17 protein-coding genes are annotated in these 22,228 nt (G+C 56.5%); 11 read left to right on the top strand and 6 right to left on the bottom strand.

Annotated features, from left to right (window positions below; all coding sequences use genetic code 11):
- The first annotated feature begins 88 nt into the window (after positions 1–88).
- Together dusA and pspG are read left to right on the top strand one after the other, a co-directional pair.
- Complete coding sequence (gene dusA, locus KB890_RS12735) at positions 89–1,087, top strand: tRNA dihydrouridine(20/20a) synthase DusA (protein ID WP_002884937.1); 999 nt, start codon at positions 89–91, stop codon at positions 1,085–1,087.
- 139 nt (positions 1,088–1,226) lie between these two features.
- Complete coding sequence (pspG, locus tag KB890_RS12730; protein ID WP_004894969.1) at positions 1,227–1,469, top strand: envelope stress response protein PspG; 243 nt, start codon at positions 1,227–1,229, stop codon at positions 1,467–1,469.
- 182 nt (positions 1,470–1,651) lie between these two features.
- Here pspG and KB890_RS12725 read toward each other — a convergent pair whose 3' ends face one another.
- Complete coding sequence (locus tag KB890_RS12725; RefSeq protein ID WP_004186480.1) at positions 1,652–2,635, bottom strand: quinone oxidoreductase; 984 nt, start codon at positions 2,633–2,635, stop codon at positions 1,652–1,654.
- A 169-nt stretch (positions 2,636–2,804) separates the two neighbouring features.
- Between KB890_RS12725 and dnaB the strand changes: the two genes are divergently transcribed.
- The 6 genes from dnaB to KB890_RS12695 all read left to right on the top strand — a co-directional run bounded on the left by dnaB (position 2,805) and on the right by KB890_RS12695 (position 8,512).
- A complete protein-coding gene (dnaB, locus tag KB890_RS12720; RefSeq protein ID WP_002884942.1) occupies positions 2,805–4,220 on the top strand; it encodes a replicative DNA helicase in 1,416 nt (471 codons plus the stop codon).
- A 31-nt stretch (positions 4,221–4,251) separates the two neighbouring features.
- Complete coding sequence (alr, locus tag KB890_RS12715) at positions 4,252–5,331, top strand: alanine racemase (protein ID WP_012737157.1); 1,080 nt, start codon at positions 4,252–4,254, stop codon at positions 5,329–5,331.
- Between the two features lie 176 nt (positions 5,332–5,507).
- Positions 5,508–6,701: an aromatic amino acid transaminase gene (gene tyrB, locus KB890_RS12710; RefSeq protein ID WP_009485000.1), complete on the top strand. Its 1,194-nt coding sequence runs from the start codon at positions 5,508–5,510 to the stop codon at positions 6,699–6,701.
- A gap of 190 nt (positions 6,702–6,891) precedes the next feature.
- A complete protein-coding gene (aphA, locus tag KB890_RS12705; protein ID WP_004151745.1) occupies positions 6,892–7,605 on the top strand; it encodes an acid phosphatase AphA in 714 nt (237 codons plus the stop codon).
- A gap of 130 nt (positions 7,606–7,735) precedes the next feature.
- Positions 7,736–8,152, top strand: a complete 417-nt coding sequence (locus KB890_RS12700; protein WP_002884951.1) for a secondary thiamine-phosphate synthase enzyme YjbQ — start codon at positions 7,736–7,738, stop codon at positions 8,150–8,152.
- A 3-nt stretch (positions 8,153–8,155) separates the two neighbouring features.
- Complete coding sequence (locus tag KB890_RS12695; protein WP_002884953.1) at positions 8,156–8,512, top strand: MmcQ/YjbR family DNA-binding protein; 357 nt, start codon at positions 8,156–8,158, stop codon at positions 8,510–8,512.
- On the opposite strand, the gene uvrA is transcribed toward KB890_RS12695, so the two are convergent.
- Positions 8,513–11,338, bottom strand: coding sequence for an excinuclease ABC subunit UvrA (gene uvrA / locus KB890_RS12690; protein ID WP_020324826.1), 2,826 nt, complete (start codon positions 11,336–11,338; stop codon positions 8,513–8,515).
- Positions 11,339–11,589: 251 nt separating this feature from the next.
- Here uvrA and ssb1 point away from each other — a divergent pair, with 251 nt between their 5' ends.
- Positions 11,590–12,114 carry a single-stranded DNA-binding protein SSB1 gene (gene ssb1 / locus KB890_RS12685; RefSeq protein ID WP_004151744.1) on the top strand — a complete coding sequence of 175 codons (525 nt, stop codon included), beginning with the start codon at positions 11,590–11,592 and terminating at the stop codon, positions 12,112–12,114.
- Positions 12,115–12,238: 124 nt separating this feature from the next.
- On the opposite strand, the gene KB890_RS12680 is transcribed toward ssb1, so the two are convergent.
- A complete protein-coding gene (locus KB890_RS12680; RefSeq protein ID WP_020324827.1) occupies positions 12,239–13,819 on the bottom strand; it encodes an MltF family protein in 1,581 nt (526 codons plus the stop codon).
- Between the two features lie 587 nt (positions 13,820–14,406).
- Here KB890_RS12680 and KB890_RS12675 point away from each other — a divergent pair.
- On the top strand, positions 14,407–16,665 hold the full coding sequence (locus tag KB890_RS12675) for a TonB-dependent siderophore receptor (RefSeq protein ID WP_020324837.1): 2,259 nt from the start codon (positions 14,407–14,409) through the stop codon (positions 16,663–16,665).
- Between the two features lie 263 nt (positions 16,666–16,928).
- Here KB890_RS12675 and KB890_RS12670 read toward each other — a convergent pair whose 3' ends face one another.
- From KB890_RS12670 to KB890_RS12660, 3 genes are all read right to left on the bottom strand, one after another.
- A complete protein-coding gene (locus tag KB890_RS12670; RefSeq protein ID WP_002885023.1) occupies positions 16,929–17,297 on the bottom strand; it encodes a helix-turn-helix transcriptional regulator in 369 nt (122 codons plus the stop codon).
- A gap of 33 nt (positions 17,298–17,330) precedes the next feature.
- A complete protein-coding gene (locus tag KB890_RS12665; protein ID WP_020324829.1) occupies positions 17,331–19,091 on the bottom strand; it encodes a tannase/feruloyl esterase family alpha/beta hydrolase in 1,761 nt (586 codons plus the stop codon).
- A 373-nt stretch (positions 19,092–19,464) separates the two neighbouring features.
- A complete protein-coding gene (locus tag KB890_RS12660; RefSeq protein ID WP_004192625.1) occupies positions 19,465–19,695 on the bottom strand; it encodes a potassium:proton antiporter in 231 nt (76 codons plus the stop codon).
- 21 nt (positions 19,696–19,716) lie between these two features.
- Here KB890_RS12660 and bamA point away from each other — a divergent pair, with 21 nt between their 5' ends.
- Positions 19,717–22,140 carry an outer membrane protein assembly factor BamA gene (gene bamA / locus KB890_RS12655; protein WP_012737165.1) on the top strand — a complete coding sequence of 808 codons (2,424 nt, stop codon included), beginning with the start codon at positions 19,717–19,719 and terminating at the stop codon, positions 22,138–22,140.
- Positions 22,141–22,228 lie beyond the last annotated feature (88 nt).

The raw sequence follows: 22,228 nt of genomic DNA, 5'->3' as shown, positions 1-22,228 counted from the left end.
AGGGGCGAAGCGCGGCGCACTATGCGCCTGTGGTGTATCTTTATGCTATAGTAGCGCCCCTTTTTACCCGGATGCTTATTTATTCGCCATGATGCCTGAATCAACGTCACCTGTTTTCCCTGCTCACCGCTTCTCCATCGCGCCGATGCTCGACTGGACCGACCGACACTGCCGCTACTTCCTGCGGCTGCTGTCGCGGCATACGCTGCTGTATACCGAAATGGTGACCACCGGGGCGATTATTCACGGCAAAGGGGACTATCTGGCCTATAGCGAAGAAGAGCACCCGGTTGCTCTGCAGCTCGGCGGCAGCGATCCCCAGGCCCTGGCGCAGTGCGCGAAGCTGGCCGAGGCGCGCGGCTATGATGAGATCAACCTCAACGTCGGCTGCCCCTCCGACCGCGTGCAGAACGGGATGTTTGGCGCTTGCCTGATGGGCAATGCGCCACTGGTGGCCGACTGCATCAAGGCGATGCGCGATGTGGTGTCGATTCCGGTCACGGTGAAAACCCGTATCGGCATTGACGACCAGGATAGCTATGAGTTTCTGTGCGATTTCATTGAGACGGTCTCCGGCAAGGGCGAGTGTGAGATGTTTATTATTCACGCCCGCAAAGCCTGGCTCTCCGGCCTGAGTCCAAAAGAGAACCGCGAGATCCCGCCGCTGGATTACCCCCGCGTCTGGCAGCTGAAGCGCGATTTCCCCCACCTTACGATGGCGATCAACGGCGGCATCAAATCGCTGGACGAAGCCAGAGTACAGCTTGAGCATATGGATGGGGTGATGGTCGGGCGTGAGGCCTATCAGAACCCGGGCATTCTGGCCTCGGTCGACCGCGAAATTTTCGGCGTCGCCGGCGCGGATGCCGATCCGGTAGCGGTGGTGCGAGCCATGTACCCCTATATTGAGCGCGAGCTCAGCAAGGGCACCTATCTGGGCCATATTACCCGCCATATGCTGGGGCTGTTTCAGGGGATCCCCGGCGCTCGCCAGTGGCGTCGCTACCTGAGCGAAAATGCGCATAAAGCCGGCGCCGATATTGCAGTGCTGGAGCATGCCCTGAAGCTGGTGGCAGATAAACGTTAATTTCTGACCAAAACCTGGTGAAATTGACCACGCCTCGCGCACCGTCGCGGGGCGTTTTGTTTTAAAGTCAAAAGCTTATGGTTGGCATGCTTTTTGTAATACCTGCAGAGTGAAGTATTCATTCTTTGGGGAGAGAACCATGCTGGAACTGCTATTTGTCATTGGATTTTTTGTCATGCTGCTGGTCACCGGCGTATCGCTGCTGGGGATTATCGCGGCAATCGTGGTGGCGACGGCGCTGATGTTCGTCGGCGGGTTGTTCGCCTTGATGATCAAATTACTGCCGTGGCTGCTGCTGGCGGTGGCGGTGGTGTGGATTATTCGGGCGCTGAAATCCCCGAACGGAAACGCTTTTCGCGACAATAACCGTTGGCGTTACTAAGGTATTGAGGGGTGCGTCACAACCTGAACAATTTTGCAGACAACCGCGTAGGCATTGCTGCGCAAATCTGTCACTATTAGCGCGTTAACGAATTCATCGCGCTGTACCCTACATACAGCCGAACTAAAAAAAAGTAAGGGCTTCCCAGGTGGAAGCCCTAAACTTTTGCCCCTTCTGCCAACTTATGGCAGCAGCAAACTCGAACCCTGCGTCACCCGGCTCTCCAGAACTTCATGCGCCCGCCGCGCTTCGCTCAGCGGATAGATCTGACTTTCAGCCACGTCCACTTTAATCACCCCGCTGGCGATCAGCGAAAACAATTCACTGCAGGCTTCCTCCAGTTCTTCCCGGTTGGTGATATAGCCCTGCAGCGATGGGCGAGTGACGTACAGGGAGCCTTTTTGATTCAGGATCCCCAGATTAACGCCGGTCACCGGACCGGAGGAGTTACCAAAGCTGACCATCAGGCCGCGGCGCTGCAGGCAGTCCAGAGAGGCCTCCCAGGTATCTTTCCCCACCGAGTCGTAGACGACGGCCACTTTCTTACCGTCGGTGAGCGCCTTGAGCCGCTCCACGATAGACTCCTCGCGATAGTTAATCACCTGCCAGGCGCCCGCCTCTTTGGCGCGCTGCGCTTTCTGCGAGCTGCCGACGGTACCGATAAGTTTCGCCCCCAGCGCTTTCGCCCACTGACAGGCTATCAGCCCCACGCCGCCAGCGGCCGCGTGAAACAGGAACATCTCATCAGGCTTAATTTCATAGGTTTTGCGCAGCAGATACCAGACCGTTAATCCTTTGAGGAACGACGCGGCGGCCTGTTCGAAAGAGATAGCGTCCGGCAGGACCGCCGCTTTGTCGGCCAGCACATTGTGTACCGTGCTGTAGGCGCCGAGCGCCGACTGGGCGTACACCACCCGATCGCCTACCTTAATATGCGTGACCCCATGGCCAACTTTACTGACGATGCCGGCCGCCTCGGTGCCCAGGCCGCTCGGCAGCGACGGCGGCGGATAGAGGCCGCTGCGAACATAGGTGTCGATATAGTTGATGCCGATGGCTTTGTTTTCGACCTGAATCTCATGTTCTGCGGGATCGCGTGGCGTGAACTCAACCGCCTGAAGCACCTCCGGTCCCCCGTGTTTCGAAAATTCGATGCGTGTTGCCATGTTCGCTCCTGTGTTGTTCCGAGATTATTCAGTAAGCTTAACAGCCTGCGCCGGCGGCGACGGATTTTCTTACCCGCCTCAGGCCTGCCACGCTTAATGGGTTCTTTAGCGGCAATGGCTTTCTCGCTATACTGTCACGCTCTTTTCCGGATCGGTGAAATGTTAGGCTATGGCAGGAAATAAACCCTTCAACAAACCACAGACAGAAACCCGCGAACGCGATCCGCAGCTCGCCGGGCTGAAAGTCCCGCCGCACTCGATTGAAGCGGAGCAGTCGGTGTTGGGCGGTTTAATGCTGGATAACGAGCGCTGGGACGACGTCGCCGAACGCGTCGTTGCCGACGACTTTTATACCCGTCCGCACCGTCATATTTTTACCGAGATGGCGCGCCTGCAGGAGTCCGGCAGTCCGATTGACCTGATTACGCTCGCCGAGTCGCTGGAGCGTCAGGGGCAGCTGGACAGCGTGGGCGGCTTCGCCTATCTGGCCGAATTGTCCAAAAACACGCCCAGCGCGGCTAACATCAGCGCCTATGCCGACATCGTGCGCGAACGCGCGGTGGTGCGCGAAATGATTTCGGTGGCCAACGAGATCGCCGAAGCCGGCTTCGACCCGCAGGGGCGAACCAGCGAAGATCTGCTCGACCTTGCCGAATCCCGGGTTTTCAAAATCGCCGAAAGCCGGGCCAACAAAGACGAAGGGCCGAAGAACATCGCCGATGTCCTCGATGCCACTGTCGCCCGTATCGAACAGCTGTTCCAGCAGCCCCATGACGGCGTCACCGGGGTCAATACCGGCTACGACGACCTCAACAAAAAGACCGCCGGCCTGCAGCCGTCGGATCTGATTATCGTCGCCGCCCGTCCATCGATGGGTAAAACGACCTTCGCGATGAACCTCGTGGAAAACGCGGCGATGCTGCAGGACAAACCGGTATTAATCTTCAGTCTCGAGATGCCCTCGGAACAGATCATGATGCGTTCTCTGGCCTCGCTGTCGCGCGTCGATCAGACCCGCATTCGTACCGGTCAACTGGACGACGAAGACTGGGCGCGGATCTCCGGCACCATGGGCATCCTGCTGGAAAAGCGCAATATCTATATCGATGACTCCTCCGGCCTGACGCCGACGGAGGTGCGCTCCCGCGCGCGGCGTATCGCCCGCGAGCACGGCGGCATCGGACTGATTATGATCGACTACCTGCAGCTGATGCGCGTGCCGTCGCTCTCCGACAACCGTACCCTTGAGATTGCCGAAATCTCCCGCTCGCTGAAGGCGCTGGCGAAAGAGCTGCAGGTGCCGGTGGTGGCGCTGTCGCAGCTTAACCGCTCGCTGGAGCAGCGCGCCGATAAGCGCCCGGTCAACTCCGACCTGCGTGAGTCCGGCTCTATCGAACAGGATGCCGACTTAATCATGTTCATTTACCGTGATGAGGTCTATCACGAGAACAGCGATCTTAAAGGCATCGCGGAAATTATCATTGGTAAACAACGTAACGGTCCGATCGGCACCGTGCGACTGACCTTTAACGGCCAGTGGTCGCGTTTCGATAATTATGCCGGTCCTCAGTATGATGATGAGTAATCCTTCCGCCTTCTTTTATTAAGGAATTCAAATGCAAGCGGCAACTGTAGTTATCAACCGCCGCGCTCTGCGACACAACCTGCAACGTCTGCGTGAACTGGCGCCCGCCAGCAAACTGGTTGCGGTAGTGAAAGCGAACGCCTACGGACACGGTCTTCTCGAGACCGCGCGAACGCTGACCGACGCCGACGCCTTTGGCGTCGCCCGCCTGGAAGAGGCGCTGCGCCTGCGAGCGGGGGGCATCGCCCAGCCGATCCTCCTGCTGGAAGGCTTTTTTGCTGCGGAAGACCTGGCGGTGATCGCCGCCCAGCGCCTGCATACGGCGGTGCATAGCCCCGAACAGCTGGCGGCGCTGGAGCAAGCCGATCTCCCCGAGCCGGTGACCGTGTGGATGAAGCTGGATACCGGCATGCATCGCTTAGGAGTGCGCCCGGAGGAAGCCGAGGCGTTTTATCAGCGTCTGAGCCAGTGTAAAAACGTCCGCCAGCCGGTGAACGTGGTGAGCCACTTCGCGCGCGCCGATGAGCCGACCTGCGGCGCCACCGAACGCCAGCTGGACATCTTCACCACCTTTACCGAAGGCAAGCCGGGCTTGCGCTCTATCGCCGCCTCGGGCGGCATTCTGCTGTGGCCGCAATCGCATTACGACTGGGTGCGCCCCGGAATTATCCTGTATGGCGTGTCGCCGCTGGACGATCGCTCCACCGGCAGAGATTTCGGCTGCCAGCCGGTGATGACTCTAACGTCCAGCCTGATTGCGGTGCGCGAGCATAAAGCAGGGGAGCCCGTCGGCTACGGCGGCACCTGGATCAGCGAACGCGATACCCGTCTCGGCGTGGTGGCGATGGGCTATGGCGACGGTTATCCGCGCGCGGCACCGTCGGGCACGCCGGTGCTGGTCAATGGCCGGGAAGTGCCGATTGTCGGCCGGGTGGCGATGGATATGATCTGCGTTGACCTCGGACCGCAGGCCCAGGATAAGGCCGGCGATGCGGTAGTGCTGTGGGGAGAGGGGCTCCCGGTAGAGCGCATCGCCGAGATAACGAAAGTGAGTGCTTACGAACTTATTACGCGACTGACCTCCCGCGTCGCCATGAAATACTTCGACTAAGCCTCTGGCGTACCGGATAGCACAGAGGCTGATCCGGTACGCACCAGGCCTGCGGCGCTCAAAAAAGCGGTTTATACCGCTGCGCGCTCACTTTCCCCTCAACATCCTCTCGACCTGCCGTCATATCCGGTTTATTGTGTAAGAACCTGCCCCATGTAAACCTGGAGATACATCGCGTGTTTCAAAAAGTTGACGCCTACGCCGGCGACCCTATTCTTTCTCTGATGGAACGCTTCAAAGAAGACCCGCGAAGCGACAAAGTCAACCTGAGTATCGGGCTGTACTACAACGATGACGGCATTATCCCGCAGCTGCAGGCGGTGGCGGAAGCGGAAGCACGCCTGAACGCCGAGCCGCATGGCGCCTCGCTGTATCTGCCAATGGAAGGGTTGAGCGGCTACCGTCAGGCGATTGCGCCACTGCTGTTTGGCGCAGAGCATACCGCGCTTAAGCAAAATCGCATTGCCTCTATTCAGACGGTCGGCGGTTCGGGCGCGCTGAAGGTCGGGGCCGACTTCCTCAAACGTTACTTTCCTGAGTCTCATGTCTGGGTCAGCGATCCGACCTGGGAAAACCACATCGCCATTTTTGAAGGGGCTGGCTTCGAAGTAAGTACTTACCCCTGGTTTGATAAAGCCACCAACGGCGTGCGCTTTGAGGACCTGCTGGCGACGCTGCAAACGCTGCCGGCCCGCGATATTGTGCTGCTGCACCCTTGCTGCCACAACCCGACCGGCGCCGACCTGACGCCAGCCCAGTGGGACCGCGTGGTTGAGGTATTGAAAGCGCGTCAGCTGATCCCCTTCCTCGACATCGCCTACCAGGGCTTTGGCGGGGGGCTGGAAGAGGATGCCTACGCTATTCGCGCCATCGCCAGCGCCGGGATGCCGATGCTGGTCAGCAACTCGTTCTCTAAAATTTTCTCGCTGTACGGGGAGCGCGTCGGCGGTCTGTCCGTGGTCTGTGAAGACAGCGAAACCGCGGGCCGCGTGCTGGGGCAGCTGAAGGCCACCGTGCGCCGTAATTACTCCAGCCCGCCGAGCTTTGGCGCGCAGGTGGTGGCGACGGTGCTGAACGATGCCGGGCTGAAAGCCACGTGGCAGGCGGAAGTGGACGCCATGCGCGCGCACATCCTGACCATGCGCCAGGCGCTGGTCGACGCGCTGCAGCAGGTTGCCCCGGGCAGCAAAGTGGATTACCTGCTCAAGCAGCGCGGGATGTTCAGCTATACCGGATTTAGCGCGGCGCAGGTGGATCGTCTGCGCGATGAGTTTGGCGTCTACCTGATTGCCAGCGGACGCATGTGCGTGGCGGGGTTAAACTCACGTAATGTTCAGCAGGTAGCGAAAGCTTTTGCCGCGGTAATGTAAGCCGCTCTCCAGCGGGTTGTCTCTGCCGGTCAACGGGCAGGGGCAACCCCCTCGGATGTGATCATCCTCTTTTTCTATGACATCTGCGCGAAAAAGGCTTTTCATCCATGCCGCCGGCGGGTAAGGTCGGGACGTTGATAAGCATGCACATTATTGAAAACAATAATGATTGATAGATTTAGGGATAAATATGCGCAAACTTACTCTCGCCCTTGCGGCGGCTTCTCTCCTGTTCACGCTGAACAGCGCCGTTGTGGCGCGCGCCTCCACGCCGCAGCCGCTGTGGGTCGGCACCAACGTGGCCCAGCTGGCCGAGCAGGCGCCAATCCACTGGGTTTCGGTGGCGCAAATTGAGAACAGCCTGCTGGGGCGGCCGCCGATGGCCGTCGGCTTTGATATCGATGACACCGTCCTCTTCTCCAGTCCGGGTTTCTGGCGCGGGCAAAAAACCTTCTCTCCCGGCAGCGAGGATTACCTGAAAAACCCGCAGTTCTGGGAAAAAATGAACAATGGCTGGGATGAATTCAGCATGCCGAAAGAGGTGGCGCGCCAGCTGATTGCGATGCATGTGAAGCGCGGGGACAGCATCTGGTTCGTCACCGGCCGCAGCCAGACCAAAACCGAAACCGTTTCTAAAACCCTGCAGGATGATTTTCTCATCCCGGCCGCCAATATGAATCCGGTGATTTTCGCTGGCGATAAGCCTGGCCAGAACACCAAGACCCAGTGGCTGCAGGCGAAGCAGATAAAGGTTTTCTACGGCGATTCGGATAACGATATCACCGCCGCCCGCGAAGCGGGCGCCCGTGGCATCCGCGTGCTGCGGGCCGCCAACTCCTCCTATAAGCCGTTGCCGATGGCTGGCGCGCTGGGCGAGGAAGTAATCGTCAATTCCGAATACTGATGACCGCCTGAACGCGATAAACGGCAGCGACGGCGCTGCCGTTTTTTTATGCAAAATCAGGGGTGGAAGGTTTTACCTTTTCACGTATTGCTGCACACTTAGAAGGATTCATTCGCAAAAGGAGTCAATGATGTGGTATCAGCAAACCCTGACGCTTGGGCCAAAGTCCCGCGGTTTTCATCTGGTCACCGACGAAATCCTTGGCCAGATCCGCGGGCTGTCCGGGGTGAAGGTTGGCCTGCTGCACCTCCTGCTCCAGCATACTTCCGCTTCCCTGACGCTCAACGAAAACTGCGATCCCACCGTCCGCTATGACATGGAGCAGTATTTTCTCAACGCCGTACCGGACAATGCGCCGTATGAACATGACTATGAAGGCCCTGACGATATGCCGTCGCACATCAAATCATCGATGCTTGGCGTGTCGCTAATGCTGCCGGTCGAGGACGGACGCGTCAGGCTGGGAACCTGGCAGGGCATCTGGCTGGGGGAGCATCGGATACACGGCGGTTCGCGGCGCATCGTTGCGACGCTCATGGGGGAATAAAAGATGACAATTTCGGAGTTATTACAGTACTGCATGGCGAAACCGGGAGCAGAGCAGAGCGTCCACAGCGACTGGAAAGCCACGCAGATTAAGGTCTCAGACGTGCTGTTTGCCATGGTGAAGGAGGTTGAGGACCAGCGGCCGGCGGTCGCGCTGAAGGCGAGTCCGGAGCTGGCTGAGCTGCTGCGTCAGCAGCATCGCGATGTCCGGCCCAGCCAGCATCTCAATAAAGCGCACTGGAGCACCGTCTATCTGGATGGCTCGCTGCCGGATTCGCAAATCTACTACCTGGTCGATGCGTCTTATCAGCAGGCGGTGAAAATGCTGCCGGAGCCGGTCCGGCAGCAGCTTACCCGCTAATTATTTCAGCATGGGCTTGAGGAAGCGCGCGGTGTGCGAGGCTTCGCACTCGGCGACGGTTTCCGGCGTACCGGAGACCAGGATTTCGCCGCCGCCGCTGCCGCCTTCCGGGCCGAGATCGACAATCCAGTCGGCAGTTTTAATCACATCGAGGTTGTGCTCAATCACCACGATGGTATTGCCCTGATCGCGCAGCTGGTGCAGGACTTCCAGCAACTGCTGGATATCGGCGAAGTGCAGACCGGTGGTCGGCTCATCGAGGATATACAGCGTCTGGCCGGTACCGCGCTTGGACAGCTCGCGCGCCAGCTTCACGCGCTGCGCCTCGCCGCCGGACAGGGTCGTCGCCGACTGGCCAAGGCGGATATAGGTCAGGCCGACGTCCATCAGGGTTTGCAGCTTACGCGCCAGCGCCGGTACGGCATCAAAGAATTCACGCGCCTCTTCGATGGTCATATCCAGCACTTCGTGGATGGTCTTACCCTTGTACTTAATCTCCAGCGTTTCACGGTTATAGCGTTTGCCTTTGCACTGGTCGCACGGCACGTAGATATCCGGCAGGAAGTGCATCTCAACCTTAATGACGCCGTCACCCTGGCAGGCTTCGCAGCGCCCACCGCGAACGTTAAAGCTAAAGCGCCCCGGCGTATAGCCGCGTGAGCGAGACTCCGGTACGCCGGCGAACAGCTCGCGCACCGGGGTAAACACCCCGGTATAGGTTGCCGGGTTGGAGCGCGGCGTCCGGCCGATCGGGCTCTGGTCGATATCGATCACTTTATCGAAATGTTCCAGCCCCTGGATATCGCGATACGGCGCTGGTTCGGCGATGGTCGCGCCGTTGAGCTGGCGCTGGGCAATCGGGAACAGGGTATCGTTGATCAGCGTGGATTTACCCGAGCCGGAGACGCCGGTGATGCAGGTAAACAGGCCCACTGGCAGGGTGAGCGTTACATCCTTCAGGTTGTTGCCGCGCGCGCCGGTCAGCTTGAGGACTTTCTCCGGGTTGGCGGGCACGCGCTGTTTCGGCACTTCAATTTTGCGTTTACCGCTCATGAACTGGCCGGTCAGGGATTCCGGGACCGCCATAATGGCCTCCAGCGGCCCTTCCGCTACTACCTGGCCGCCGTGAACGCCAGCGCCGGGACCGATATCGATCACATGGTCGGCGGCGCGAATGGCGTCTTCGTCGTGCTCAACGACGATCACCGTGTTGCCTAAATTGCGCAGGTGGATCAGGGTGCCGAGCAGGCGTTCGTTATCGCGCTGGTGCAGGCCGATAGAGGGTTCATCCAGCACGTACATCACGCCAACCAGCCCGGCGCCAATCTGGCTTGCCAGACGGATACGCTGGGCTTCGCCGCCGGAGAGCGTTTCCGCCGAGCGGGAGAGCGTCAGGTAGTTGAGGCCGACGTTGACGAGGAATTTCAGACGATCGCCAATCTCTTTCAGCACTTTTTCGGCGATTTTCGCCCGCTGGCCGGAGAGCTTCAGATTGTTGAAGAAATCCATCGCATGGCCGATGCTCATATCGGAGATGGTCGGCAGCGGGGTGTTTTCCACAAACACGTGGCGCGCCTCGCGACGCAGACGAGTGCCGTCGCAGCTGGCGCACGGACGGTTGCTGATGAACTTCGCCAGCTCTTCGCGCACCGCGCTGGATTCCGTCTCTTTGTAACGGCGCTCCATGTTATGCAGCACGCCTTCGAACGGATGGCGGCGCACCGAGGTATCGCCGCGGTCGTTCATGTATTTGAATTCAATACTTTCTTTACCTGAACCGTACAGCACCACTTTCTGCACGTTGGCACTGAGGGTGCCCCATGGCGCTTCGACGTCGAATTTATAGTGCTCCGCCAGCGACTTCAGCATCTGGAAGTAGTAGAAGTTACGCCGATCCCAGCCGCGGATGGCGCCGCCCGCCAGCGACAGCTCGGGATTTTGCACCACGCGATCGGGATCGAAATATTGCTGCACGCCGAGGCCGTCGCAGGTCGGGCAGGCGCCCGCCGGGTTGTTAAAGGAGAACAGACGCGGCTCCAGCTCGCGCATGCTGTAGCCGCAGATCGGGCAGGCGAAGTTGGCGGAAAACAGCAGTTCTTCCGCTTTCTGATCATCCATATTAGCCACAATGGCGGTCCCGCCGGAGAGCTCCAGCGCGGTTTCAAACGACTCGGCCAGGCGCTGCGCCAGATCGTCGCGCACCTTGAAGCGGTCGATGACTACCTCAATGGTGTGCTTCTTCTGCAGCTCCAGCTTCGGCGGATCCGACAGATCGCAGACCTCGCCGTCGATCCGCGCGCGGATGTAGCCCTGACTGGCGAGGTTTTCCAGGGTTTTAGTGTGCTCGCCTTTGCGCTCTTTAATAATGGGCGCCAGCAGCATCAGGCGCAGGCCTTCCGGCTGGGCGAGGACATTATCGACCATCTGACTGACGGTTTGCGCCGCCAGCGGCACGTCGTGATCCGGACAGCGCGGTTCGCCGACGCGGGCGTACAGCAGACGCAGATAGTCGTGAATTTCGGTAATAGTACCCACCGTCGAGCGGGGGTTGTGAGAGGTTGATTTCTGTTCGATGGAAATCGCCGGCGACAGCCCTTCGATATGGTCGACGTCCGGCTTCTCCATCAGCGACAGGAACTGTCGCGCATAGGCGGAGAGCGATTCGACGTAGCGACGCTGGCCTTCGGCATACAGGGTGTCGAAAGCGAGTGAAGATTTGCCAGACCCGGAAAGCCCGGTGACGACAATGAGTTTGTCGCGCGGGATAACGAGGTTGATGTTTTTGAGATTATGGGTGCGGGCGCCCCGAACTTCGATCTTATCCATTCACCTTTCCCGGTAGGTAGATACACGGATTGCCTGGTTTGCTTGAAGGACAAACGGCAGAAACGGCTAATTATGACACAATTTAACCTGAATGAATATACAGTATCGGAATGCAAATTCGGGTCGAGTGTGCAACAATGTCGTAGCCGGGTACTATCTCTGGAATCAGCCTCGCAGCTATTAAAATGCTACGTGGAAATGGTACACTCGCGCGTTTACACTATTAAGAAACGTATTCAGGAGACACGAACATGGCCAGCAGAGGCGTAAACAAGGTGATTCTCGTCGGTAATCTGGGGCAGGACCCGGAAGTACGCTACATGCCAAGTGGCGGCGCTGTCGCCAACTTCACGCTGGCAACTTCCGAATCCTGGCGTGACAAGCAGACCGGCGAAATGAAAGAGCAGACCGAGTGGCACCGCGTTGTGCTGTTCGGCAAACTGGCGGAAGTCGCTGGTGAGTATCTGCGTAAAGGCTCACAGGTGTACATTGAAGGCCAGCTGCGTACCCGCAAGTGGACCGATCAATCCGGTCAGGACAAATACACCACCGAAGTGGTGGTGAACGTGGGCGGCACCATGCAGATGCTGGGCGGCCGTCAGGGCGGCGGCGCACCGGCAGGCGGCGGCCAGCAGCAGGGCGGTTGGGGTCAGCCGCAGCAGCCGCAGGGCGGCAACCAGTTCAGCGGCGGCGCGCAGTCCCGTCCGCAGCAGCAGGCCCCGGCAGCGCCTTCCAACGAACCGCCGATGGACTTCGACGACGACATCCCGTTCTAAGGCTTGCCTTAGGCGCACTGTCTGCGCAGTCGAAAACAGAAAGCCCCGGTTTCGCCGGGGCTTTTTCTTTGTTATTCCTGCACCGTCATTTCAGGATGGAATTTGACCTACGGTAACGAGCGATTCAGATGACGGGCACCTGAGCGGTGGCGGCTGTCGCCACGCTGGGCTGCGGTTTGACTGGCTGCGCCACCGGCTCCTGCCGCGGTACGGCCGTCGCTTTCTGTTTGCGGGCCATGTCATCGACGATCAGCCGATAGGCGATGTAATACTTATAGATATTGCTGACGTAGGTTACCGTCTCGGCGCCAATTTTTTCTGCCGCCATATTTTCGACGTTACCGAACCAGACGTTCGGGTCAAATCCTCGCTGTTTAGTCATGGTGCGCAGGCGGGCGATACGCGCCGGACCCGCGTTATAGGAGGCAAAGGTAAACAGCGCTTTATCGAGCCGGGTCATGGGCTCATCGGCATAGTACCGATCCATCATCCAGCGCATGTATTTCACGCCGGCATGGATATTGGGATCCAGCTGTTTAATATCGCCCACCTTCAGCTCTTTTCCAGTGCTGGGCATCACCTGCATAACGCCGATGGCGCCGACGTGGCTCCGTACCGACTGATTCAGCCGCGACTCCTGGTATCCCTGGGCCGCCATCAGCAGCCAGTCGACGTCGTAACGATCGCCGTACTTGCGGAAGACATCTACCATCGCGAGGAATTTGCGTCGTTCCTTACTCGCCGCGGCATTTTTGACATATTTAGCATTTTTCAGGTAACGCAGCAGGAGAGTATTGCCCAGCGTGGTGCCCTGACGATTCTTTCTGACGAAGTTGTTCAGTACCGTCAGCAGCTGCGGGCTGTCTTTGCGTACCGCCCAGGCAATGTCGCCGCCCTCGCGCAGCACCACATTGTCATGGACCTGAATTTTTGGAAACACCTGTTTCCAGAACAACGCTTTATGCTGATCGACGACGATCAGCGGAATCAGCCCGGCGTTGAGCATTTCCAGCAGATCTTCATCCTCCAGCGCTTCCGGCGCCGCCTCCAGTATCACCGGTGGGCGCGACTCACCGGCAAATCGGGCGTTCAGCGCTTGCAGGCTGTCGTAATAGCTGGAGGAGCGGCGAACAAAGACGGTTTGACCAGAGAGTTGCTCCAGGCTGTCGACCTTCGGTGAAGCCGGGCCGGAGATCAGTAATTCTTTCACGTTGCTGTAGAGCGGCTGGGCGAAATCGACCTGTGCTTCCCGCGAGGGCGTGATAGTCAGATTGGCAGCCGCAATATCGCCTTTACCTTCATTAAGCGCGATAAAGAGATTATCCCGACTGACCGGCACAAAAACGATATGCAGCTTCAGGTGGCGCTGTTTGAGCTTTTTATCCTTCGCTAGCTGTTTATTCAGCTCGTTTTCCAGCGCGATAAAAATGTCGTGCGTCGCCCCGCGCTGGGTGCCTTTATCAATAAAAAAGAAGGTCTTGCTGTAGGTGGTTAATACCCGAATGGTACGACGGTCGATCATGCCAGGCAAATCGCCTCTCCATGGCCGTAGCATATCGTCGATATGAATCGATAGCGTGTTGTCTTCGGCTGCTGCCGGCGGCGCTTTTTCCACCTCTACTGCCGGCAGCAGAGGAGCGAATAACAGTGTCGCGAGGCAGGTGAGCCAGGCGATAAACAGACGTGATAGCGAGTAGGCGTTCATGGAGGAATACTCCGCAGGGGATGTGATTATTTTAGCAGAACGGCCGCCGTTAGCCGGGCACGACAAGGGCGTAAAAAACATAACAATGCCGACAAATAGTTTTCTCCCATTTTATCGCTTACTATTAATGTGTTTTTATCTTTAATTTAACTATGGAGATAATATGGCGAAAATGTGTGTTTTTAATGATAAATAGAAAATAATGATGATGTTTTTATTTTATTTCTCCCCATCTGTTTTGTTATAACCTTTTGATTGTTAGTGTTTATTTTATTTTTCTCCGATATTGATTATTATCATCTTGATAATGAATCTCATTTTTATTACCGTAACACGGCACATTACTCTAATGACACGCTGTCTGGATTACGCTATCAAAGAATAGCGCGCAGCGCTTTTTCTCTAATGATGAAACAGGGCACTTAATTTTATTATGTCTCACGCTGTTTTTTTATTCCCATTAATGCCGGGAAGGCGCTGACCTGCGCCAAAATCTGGCGAGGCGCTGAGGCAAGTATTTTATCCCATTGTTTTTTCAATTGGGGAAGGCGTTATGCCCGACAGCAACAGAAAACAGGGCATATTCTATGAAATACACGTCTCACTTCCCGCTGGGGATCGTCATTCCTCTGCTCGCCTGTAGCGTGCCGCTGCTGGCGGCAGAGAACATGACCGAACAATCGACGCCTGACGAGAGCGCCGCCACTGCCGAAAATCACGAGGAGACGATGGTCATAACCGCCGCCAGGCAGAACCTGCAGGCGCCGGGCGTGTCGACCATCACCGCAGAAGAGATCCGCAAACATCCCCCCGCCCGCGATGTGTCGGAGTTAATTCGTACGCAGCCCGGGGTAAACCTGACCGGCAACTCCACCAGCGGGCAGCGCGGCAACAACCGGCAAATTGATATCCGTGGCATGGGGCCCGAGAATACGCTGGTGCTGGTCGATGGTAAACCGGTGACCAGCCGTAACTCGGTGCGGTATGGCTGGCGCGGCGATCGTGACTCCCGCGGCGATACCAGTTGGGTGCCAGCGGAGATGATCGATCATATCGATGTGATCCGCGGCCCGGCGGCGGCGCGCTATGGTAATGGCGCGATGGGCGGGGTCGTCAACATCGTGACCAAACCGACCACGCGAGAATGGCACGGGTCGTGGAATACCTATATGAATGCTCCGCAGCACCGTAAAGAAGGGGCGACGAAACGTACTAACTTTAGCCTCAATGGTCCGCTGTCGGATAGTGTCAGCTTCAATCTCTGGGGTAATCTGAGTAAAACCCAGGCCGATGCACAGGATATTAACGCCGGGCATGAAGCGGAACGTACCGGTTCCTACGCCGGTTCTTATCCCGCCGGACGTGAAGGGGTGGTGAACAAAGATATTCACAGTAAGCTGCGCTGGGAGTTTGCCCCGATGCAGGCCCTGGAGTTTGAGGCCGGTTACAGCCGCCAGGGTAATCTCTATGCCGGCGACACACAAAACACCAATACCAGTACGCTGGTGAAGAGTATGTACGGGAAAGAGACCAACCGTCTCTACCGGCAAACTTATGGCGTAACATGGACCGGCGGCTGGGATAATGGCGTGACCAGCAACAGCTATGCCCAGTACGAACACACCCGTAACTCGCGAATGGATGAAGGGCTGGCGGGCGGTACGGAAGGGCTCTTCTCCAGTAGCGAGTTTTCAGATATCGATCTGGCCGATGTCCTGCTACATAGTGAAGTGAATATTCCGTTTACGCTGGGGGTCGATCAGAATCTGACGCTGGGGACAGAATGGAATCAGCAGCGGATGAAAGATGGCGTATCGACAACCCAGGCGCTCTCTTACGGCACTATCGATGGCGTATCGGCTACCGGTCGTAGCCCGTACTCCAGCGCCGAGATCTTCTCGCTGTTTACCGAAGATAATATGGCGCTAACGGACAGCACCATGCTGACACCCGCTCTGCGCTTCGATCACCACAGCATCGTCGGCAATAACTGGAGCCCCTCACTGAACCTGTCTCAGGAGCTGACGGACGACTGGACGCTGAAGCTGGGCATTGCCCGCGCTTACAAGGCGCCTAACCTCTACCAGTTGAACCCGAACTATATTCTCTACAGCAACGGTCAAGGCTGTTACGCCAGTAGTTCCGCCTGCTATCTGATGGGGAATAGCGATCTGAAAGCGGAGACCAGCGTTAATAAAGAGATTGGTCTTGAGTACAAGCATGATGGCTATCAGGCGGGGATCACCTGGTTCCGTAACGACTATCACAATAAGATTGAGTCAGGGTATGCGGCGGTGGGTACCGCCAGCAACGGCACCACCAATATCTATCAGTGGGAAAACGTACCAAAGGCGTTAGTGGAAGGCCTGGAAGGAACGCTGAATCTGCCGGTGGGGGAGGCGGTTAACTGGAGCAATAACCTGACCTGGATGCTGCAGAGCAAGAATAAGACGACAGGCGACCGGCTGTCAGTGATCCCGCAGTTTACCCTGAACTCGACTTTGAGCTGGCAGGTTCGTGAAGATCTCTCCCTGCAGAGCACCTTTACCTGGTATGGTCGACAGAAACCAAAACGCTTCAATTATAAGGGCGAGGCGGTCAGCGGCAGCGAACTAAACGAAGTCAGCCCATACAGCATTGTCGGCCTCAGTGCGACCTGGGATGTGAACAAAAATCTGAGCTTCACCAGCGGGATAGATAACCTGTTTGATATCCGCCACTACCGGGCAGGGAATGCGCAAACGACCGGCAACGCGACGACGGGAGCTTATCTGTATGGCGCGGGTGCCGAGACCTATAACGAGTCGGGGCGGACCTTCTTTATGAGCGTTAATACTCATTTCTGATGATCCTGATGAGGAGTAAACCGGGTGCAACGCGACCCGGTTTTTTTATTTCAGATGAGAGCGGAGGAGGCGGTTATAAATCGTGACAAAATCTTCACGCCCTCTACATTATTAGCTCAACATATCCTTTTATACTGATTTCCGTCGCGCAAGGTCGTTGATCCCGACCGGGTTCGATAATAGCATCCTGCTATTTCCCTTCTGTAATATCCCCTGTCCCCCTTCCATTCCCAACCGCAGCGATGCGGAGGAGGGGGACCTCCTTATTTTTGCCGCGTGATCTGATAGCGATACTGAGTGGGCGTGAGCGCATGATATTTTTTGAAGGTACGATTAAACGCACTGAGATCGTCATAACCGACCATCATACAAATATCGACGATTCGGTAACCAGGCGTTGTCAGTAATAAACGGCAACACAGCGACATGCGCTGCTGGCGGATATATTCCATTGGCGAACGATCAAAATAATGACGGAAGAGCCGAAACAAATGCCAGGGGGAATAACCAGAGATATCGCTCAGATCGTCGACGGTCAGTTTCTTATCCAGATTATTATCGATCCACAAGAGCAGGTCGCTTAATACCGATTGCTGGAGCGTTTTGCTACGCATAATTGCGGCCAATCCCATAACGCAGGGCTCCTCAATGAGGAGCCCTGGGGTTTATTGAACAGTGAGTGTGCCGTGGCGAACCTGATAATTTTTTTGATTATCAGGGCCAATATAGTCGCTGGCGGGTTTTGCCAGCTGCAGATGACCAAAGGCGGTTGTTTGCTCTGCATGATAATTTTCGCCGTCATTCACGTCGCCGCGCCCGTTATAACGGGCAATGGCCGGGAAGGGATACACCGGACGAGTCGCGATAACAGCTGGAGCGGCGTCAGCGTAAGGCTGACTGACTTTCTGCACGCCGTGAAACTGCGTTTGCGCATCTGGTTTTTCTGTCATCGGCGGCAGGTCGGCAGCGGCTGTTGCCCGTTTGCCGGCCATGATCTCCTGCGGCGCGATGCCTTCCTCGGTCCAGCGCATCAGCGGGGTAAGGAGATCAATTTGATCGTAACCTTCGCCATTACCGCAATGGGCTACCCCAGGCAGCAGGAATAACCGCAGGAAGGTATCCGTTGCGGCATGGCCAATCTCTGCTTCTACGCCGCGATAATAGGCGATAGAAAAGGCCGGACTGACGGAGTCATCGGCCAGACCGTGCCAGAGGATAAGCTTGCCGCCGCGCTGTTGATAGGCATGAAGATTGGTATTTGCCGCGTTATAGAGCGGCGCCAGTTGGGCTACGGCGTCAAAATTCTGCTGGTTAAGCGGGAAATCCCGCATCGATTGGATCTTCTGTTTTTCTCCTGGCAGGAGCACTGATTGCAGAGCCGGTAGTACCATCATTTCCGACATTGAGTGGCCGGTCGGCGTCTCGGGCACCGGCCAGCGTAGCTCGGAACCCAGCGGCAGACCGCCCGCGACGAACTGGGCGCCGTGGCTGTCGTAAGCGCCGCGGTAGAGCTTTTTCACCACCTCGATCTCTTCCTGCGTCAGGCAGGTAGAACGATCCCGAGCATCGGCAGGACAGCGGGGGAGCCATGACTCAGAGAACTGACAGGCATACGGATTTTGCAGGATACCATCCTGCACGCCGGAAAGCGTCGGGCAGTGAGCCAGCACGGCCTGGTGAATCAGAGGAAGGCGATTTTTCAGCAGGATAGCGGTACCGTCCGGGCGCTGATTGGCGGCCACATTCCAGCCGTGGAAGAAGGAGTTCTGAAACTGGAAAAAGGCCGCTGGCGCGCCAGCGCTGATACCGTCAAAATCCTGCGGAAAGCGCTGCGCTTCCATCAATGCTTCGCGACCGCCGTCTGAGCAGCCCATAAAGTAGGCATACTTTGGCGGCTGGCGGTAAAGCGTCTGCATCACCGCTTTAGCCAGCACGGCGGTCAGGTGGTTGGCGCGCCAGGCAAAATCGATGCGCTTTTGCGGATCTTCGGCCCATGACGCATCCATCATACTGCCATGGTGCCCCATATCGGTTGCTGCCACCACAAACTCGCCGTTCATTGCCGGCAGGCAGCCGCTGGCATTCGACAGACTCAGGTTAATACTCCCGCACAGTCCGCCACAGCCGACCTGCAAAAAACGTTGACTCCAGCGTTGAGTCGGCAGGGCAATCTGCACGCCAATCTCAGGGGCGATAGTGGCGCTCACCTTGCACCAGCTTCCCTGCGCGGAGGTCTGCATTTCAGTGTGATTGATAGTGACCTTTGCGCCAACGGCCGCGCTGAAGTCGGTAGCGCTTAGCGCATCGCATGTCAGCGCGGGAAGAACGATCGGCAGACTGGCGACAGCCTGCGTGGGTGAAGCGAACGATAACCCGAAGAGGGCGCAGAGGATGATGGGCAAGATTGTCTTGAGTAAGCGTGTCATACGCAGTTCCCTGTGGCTGATGATGGGAGGCGGCAGGATGGCGAAACCTATGCCTCACCTTCCCTGGCGAGGCGCCACTGCTTGGCTATTGTAGATAACGATAGACTTTCCTTGATGCCTTGATAAGGCGACCCTACTGTATTCTGCTATTTTGAGGAAAATATGGAGATGTTTGCCAACGGCGTCTGGCGGTGAATTCGGGGTAGAATGTTGTGATATCAGTTGCATAATTTATTCAATTTCTCTTCATTAAATCTGCTGGGTTGCAGGTTATTTTTCTCCCTGTTCCTGGTGATCCCAGAGAGCATCATTCCTAACGAGATCCTTTCCCCTTTCCATTAATAAGAAAGGGGGCTTTTTATTAATAAAACGTTCAGGCAAATCTAAATATAGTACTGGTGTTGGCCATTAGAACCATGCGCTTCAGAAAAAGTTCCATCATTAAATATATTTTTAAAGATGCTTTAACATCCATTTTTTCTCCATTTTGTCGCCATAATTGCATGTAATTCTGCGCCTCGCTCAGGTTATTTTCTGTCGCATATTTTAGAGATGCATCCTGAACAAATAAGCTCAACGCCAGCAGGACACTGCTATTGCTCATTATCTCGTAGACGACACATTCATGTTAAAAAAGACTCATATCATCAGCGGATTATTGATCGCCCCTTTAACGTTATATGCCGCAACATCATATCAAGTTGATGATATCCGTTTTGAGGGGCTACAGCGCGTGACCGTCGGGGCGGCGCTATTAAGTATGCCATTGCACGCGGGAGATGCGGTAACGCCAGAAGATGTCAGCGAGGCAGTGCGCGCGCTGTATGCGAGCGGCAATTTCGAAAATGTGCAGATCCTGCGCGATGGGAAAACGCTGGTGGTGCAGGTTAAGGAACGGCCCACTATTGCCAGCGTCAGTTTTTCCGGGAATAAGGCAGTGAAGGATGATGCGCTAAAGGAAAATCTCACCGCGTCCGGTATTTCTGCAGGTAGCGCACTGGACAGAAATTCGCTTAGCGAAATAGAAAAGGGGTTGCAGGATTTCTATTACAGCGCGGGGAAATACAGTGCGCAGGTTCACGCGGTGGTGACCCCGTTACCGCGTAATCGCGTTGACTTAACGTTCGTCTTTCAGGAAGGCATCTCGGCGAAAATCGCACAAATAAACATTATCGGTAATCAGGCGTTTCGGGAAGAGACGCTCCTGGACCAGCTTCAGCTACGTGATAATGTGCCGTGGTGGAACGTGGTAGCCGATAAAAAATACCAGAAGCAGAAGCTGGAAGCCGATCTGGAAACGCTGCGCAGTTTTTATCTCGATCGCGGCTATGCGCGCTTTGCTATCGAGTCCACGCAGGTCAGTATGACCCCAGATAAAAAATCCCTGTATATCACTATCGCCCTCAATGAAGGCGAACGTTATCGGGTCGACCGAACTCAGGTGACAGGCGATCTGGCTCAGCATGGGCCGGAGATCGAGGCGCTTGCCCAGCCGCTGGCGGGGGCATGGTATAGCGGGGCGCAAGTCACCACGGTTGAAAATGAGATCAAAAAGCATTTTGGTAAGTATGGTTATGCCTGGCCACAGGTGACGACCACACCGGAAATCGATGATGCGCATCACCGCGTGGTGCTGCACATTCAGGTCAACGCGGGCCGCCGCTACTCGGTACGCCAGATCCGCTTTTCCGGTAACGACACCTCCCGGGACGCGGTGCTGCGTCGAGAAATGCGCCAAATGGAAGGGGCGTGGCTCAACAACGAAAAAGTCGATCAAGGGAAAGTACGTCTTGACCGAACGGGTTTTTTTGAGAACGTTGAACAGCAGATCGTTCCGGTCAATGGAACGGCGGATCAGGTCGATGTGGTCTACAAGGTGAAGGAGCGCAACACCGGCTCATTCAACGTGGGCCTGGGATTTGGTACGGACAGCGGCGTGAGCTATCAGCTTGGCGTGACGCAGGATAACTGGCTGGGTACGGGTAATAGCGTGAGCTTCAACGGGACGCGCAACAGCTACCAGTCTTATCTTGAACTGGGGGCGACGAACCCGTGGTTTACCGTAGATGGCATCAGCCTGGGCGGAAAGATTTTTTATAACAGCTATGATGCTTCTGATGCGGATGCCGGGAGCTATAACCAGCAGAGCTATGGTTTAGGTAGTACGCTAGGGTTTCCCATTAGCGAAAATAACTCCCTGAACCTGGGACTGGATTATGTCCATAATCGCCTGACCAATATGGATCCGGAGCTGACGACCTGGCGCTACCTCAGCTCTCGGGGAATCGAGCCCAGCGTGGTGACGAAAGATGGCGACAGCGGCGCAAAATATAGCGCCAACGATTATTTTGTGAGTCTTGGATGGGGCTACAACGATCTCGATCGCGGCTTCTTCCCGCGTGCGGGAAACAAGAGCAGCCTGAGCGGTAAAGTGACGCTCCCCGGTTCGGATAATAGCTACTACAAACTCTCTTTTGACACTGCCCAGTATCTGCCGCTGAGCGAGAACAAGCGCTGGGTCTGGATGGAACGCCTGCGCGCAGGCTATGCCGGCGGGTTAGACGGCAAAAGTGTGCCGTTCTACGATAACTTTTACGCTGGCGGTTCGTCGTCAGTGCGCGGATTTTCTTCTAACACCATTGGGCCTAAAGCGGCCTATTACCGCTGTAACGGTAGCGAAAGCAGCTATAGCGCCTGCCCGCTGGACGCCTCGTCTGATGCGGTCGGCGGGAATGCCATGGCGGTGCTGAACAGCGAATTTATCATTCCAACCCCCTTTGTGAATGACAAATACGCCGATAGTCTGCGAACCTCGCTGTTTGTTGACGCGGGGACGGTCTGGAGTACATCCTGGCACAACACCGCGCAGACGCTGGCGGCAGGGATCCCTGACTACGGCGATCCGAGTCATATTCGTCTCTCCGCGGGGATTGCCGTGCAGTGGATGTCTCCCCTCGGTCCACTGGTCTTCTCCTGGGCAGAGCCGTTTAAAAAGTACGATGGTGATAAAGCAGAACAGTTTCAGTTTAATATCGGCAAAACCTGGTAGGGCTCCAACGGGGCCTGATAGACCGGCGTGGCTATATTCTGTGGACTGTCCTCCGACATAGCGATTGAGCAGAATATACTCAACCGCT

The sequence above is a fragment of the Klebsiella sp. P1954 genome (assembly GCF_018199955.1).
Taxonomy (GTDB): Bacteria; Pseudomonadota; Gammaproteobacteria; order Enterobacterales; family Enterobacteriaceae; genus Klebsiella; species Klebsiella pneumoniae.
Note: the sequence above shows the minus strand (reverse complement) of the source record. Positions and strands in the feature narration are given on the sequence as shown.

What these genes read in the sequence shown, in the direction of transcription:
- KB890_RS12670 (WP_002885023.1), bottom strand. Translation starts at nt 17,297, where the DNA reads ATGGGATTGGCCGCAATTATGCGTAGCAAAACGCTCCAGCAATCGGTA.
- KB890_RS12695 (WP_002884953.1), top strand. Translation starts at nt 8,156, where the DNA reads ATGACAATTTCGGAGTTATTACAGTACTGCATGGCGAAACCGGGAGCA.
- KB890_RS12660 (WP_004192625.1), bottom strand. Translation starts at nt 19,695, where the DNA reads ATGAGCAATAGCAGTGTCCTGCTGGCGTTGAGCTTATTTGTTCAGGAT.
- alr (WP_012737157.1), top strand. Translation starts at nt 4,252, where the DNA reads ATGCAAGCGGCAACTGTAGTTATCAACCGCCGCGCTCTGCGACACAAC.
- dusA (WP_002884937.1), top strand. Translation starts at nt 89, where the DNA reads ATGATGCCTGAATCAACGTCACCTGTTTTCCCTGCTCACCGCTTCTCC.
- KB890_RS12665 (WP_020324829.1), bottom strand. Translation starts at nt 19,091, where the DNA reads ATGACACGCTTACTCAAGACAATCTTGCCCATCATCCTCTGCGCCCTC.
- uvrA (WP_020324826.1), bottom strand. Translation starts at nt 11,338, where the DNA reads ATGGATAAGATCGAAGTTCGGGGCGCCCGCACCCATAATCTCAAAAAC.
- KB890_RS12700 (WP_002884951.1), top strand. Translation starts at nt 7,736, where the DNA reads ATGTGGTATCAGCAAACCCTGACGCTTGGGCCAAAGTCCCGCGGTTTT.
- bamA (WP_012737165.1), top strand. Translation starts at nt 19,717, where the DNA reads ATGTTAAAAAAGACTCATATCATCAGCGGATTATTGATCGCCCCTTTA.
- dnaB (WP_002884942.1), top strand. Translation starts at nt 2,805, where the DNA reads ATGGCAGGAAATAAACCCTTCAACAAACCACAGACAGAAACCCGCGAA.
- KB890_RS12725 (WP_004186480.1), bottom strand. Translation starts at nt 2,635, where the DNA reads ATGGCAACACGCATCGAATTTTCGAAACACGGGGGACCGGAGGTGCTT.
- KB890_RS12675 (WP_020324837.1), top strand. Translation starts at nt 14,407, where the DNA reads ATGAAATACACGTCTCACTTCCCGCTGGGGATCGTCATTCCTCTGCTC.
- ssb1 (WP_004151744.1), top strand. Translation starts at nt 11,590, where the DNA reads ATGGCCAGCAGAGGCGTAAACAAGGTGATTCTCGTCGGTAATCTGGGG.
- KB890_RS12680 (WP_020324827.1), bottom strand. Translation starts at nt 13,819, where the DNA reads ATGAACGCCTACTCGCTATCACGTCTGTTTATCGCCTGGCTCACCTGC.
- pspG (WP_004894969.1), top strand. Translation starts at nt 1,227, where the DNA reads ATGCTGGAACTGCTATTTGTCATTGGATTTTTTGTCATGCTGCTGGTC.
- aphA (WP_004151745.1), top strand. Translation starts at nt 6,892, where the DNA reads ATGCGCAAACTTACTCTCGCCCTTGCGGCGGCTTCTCTCCTGTTCACG.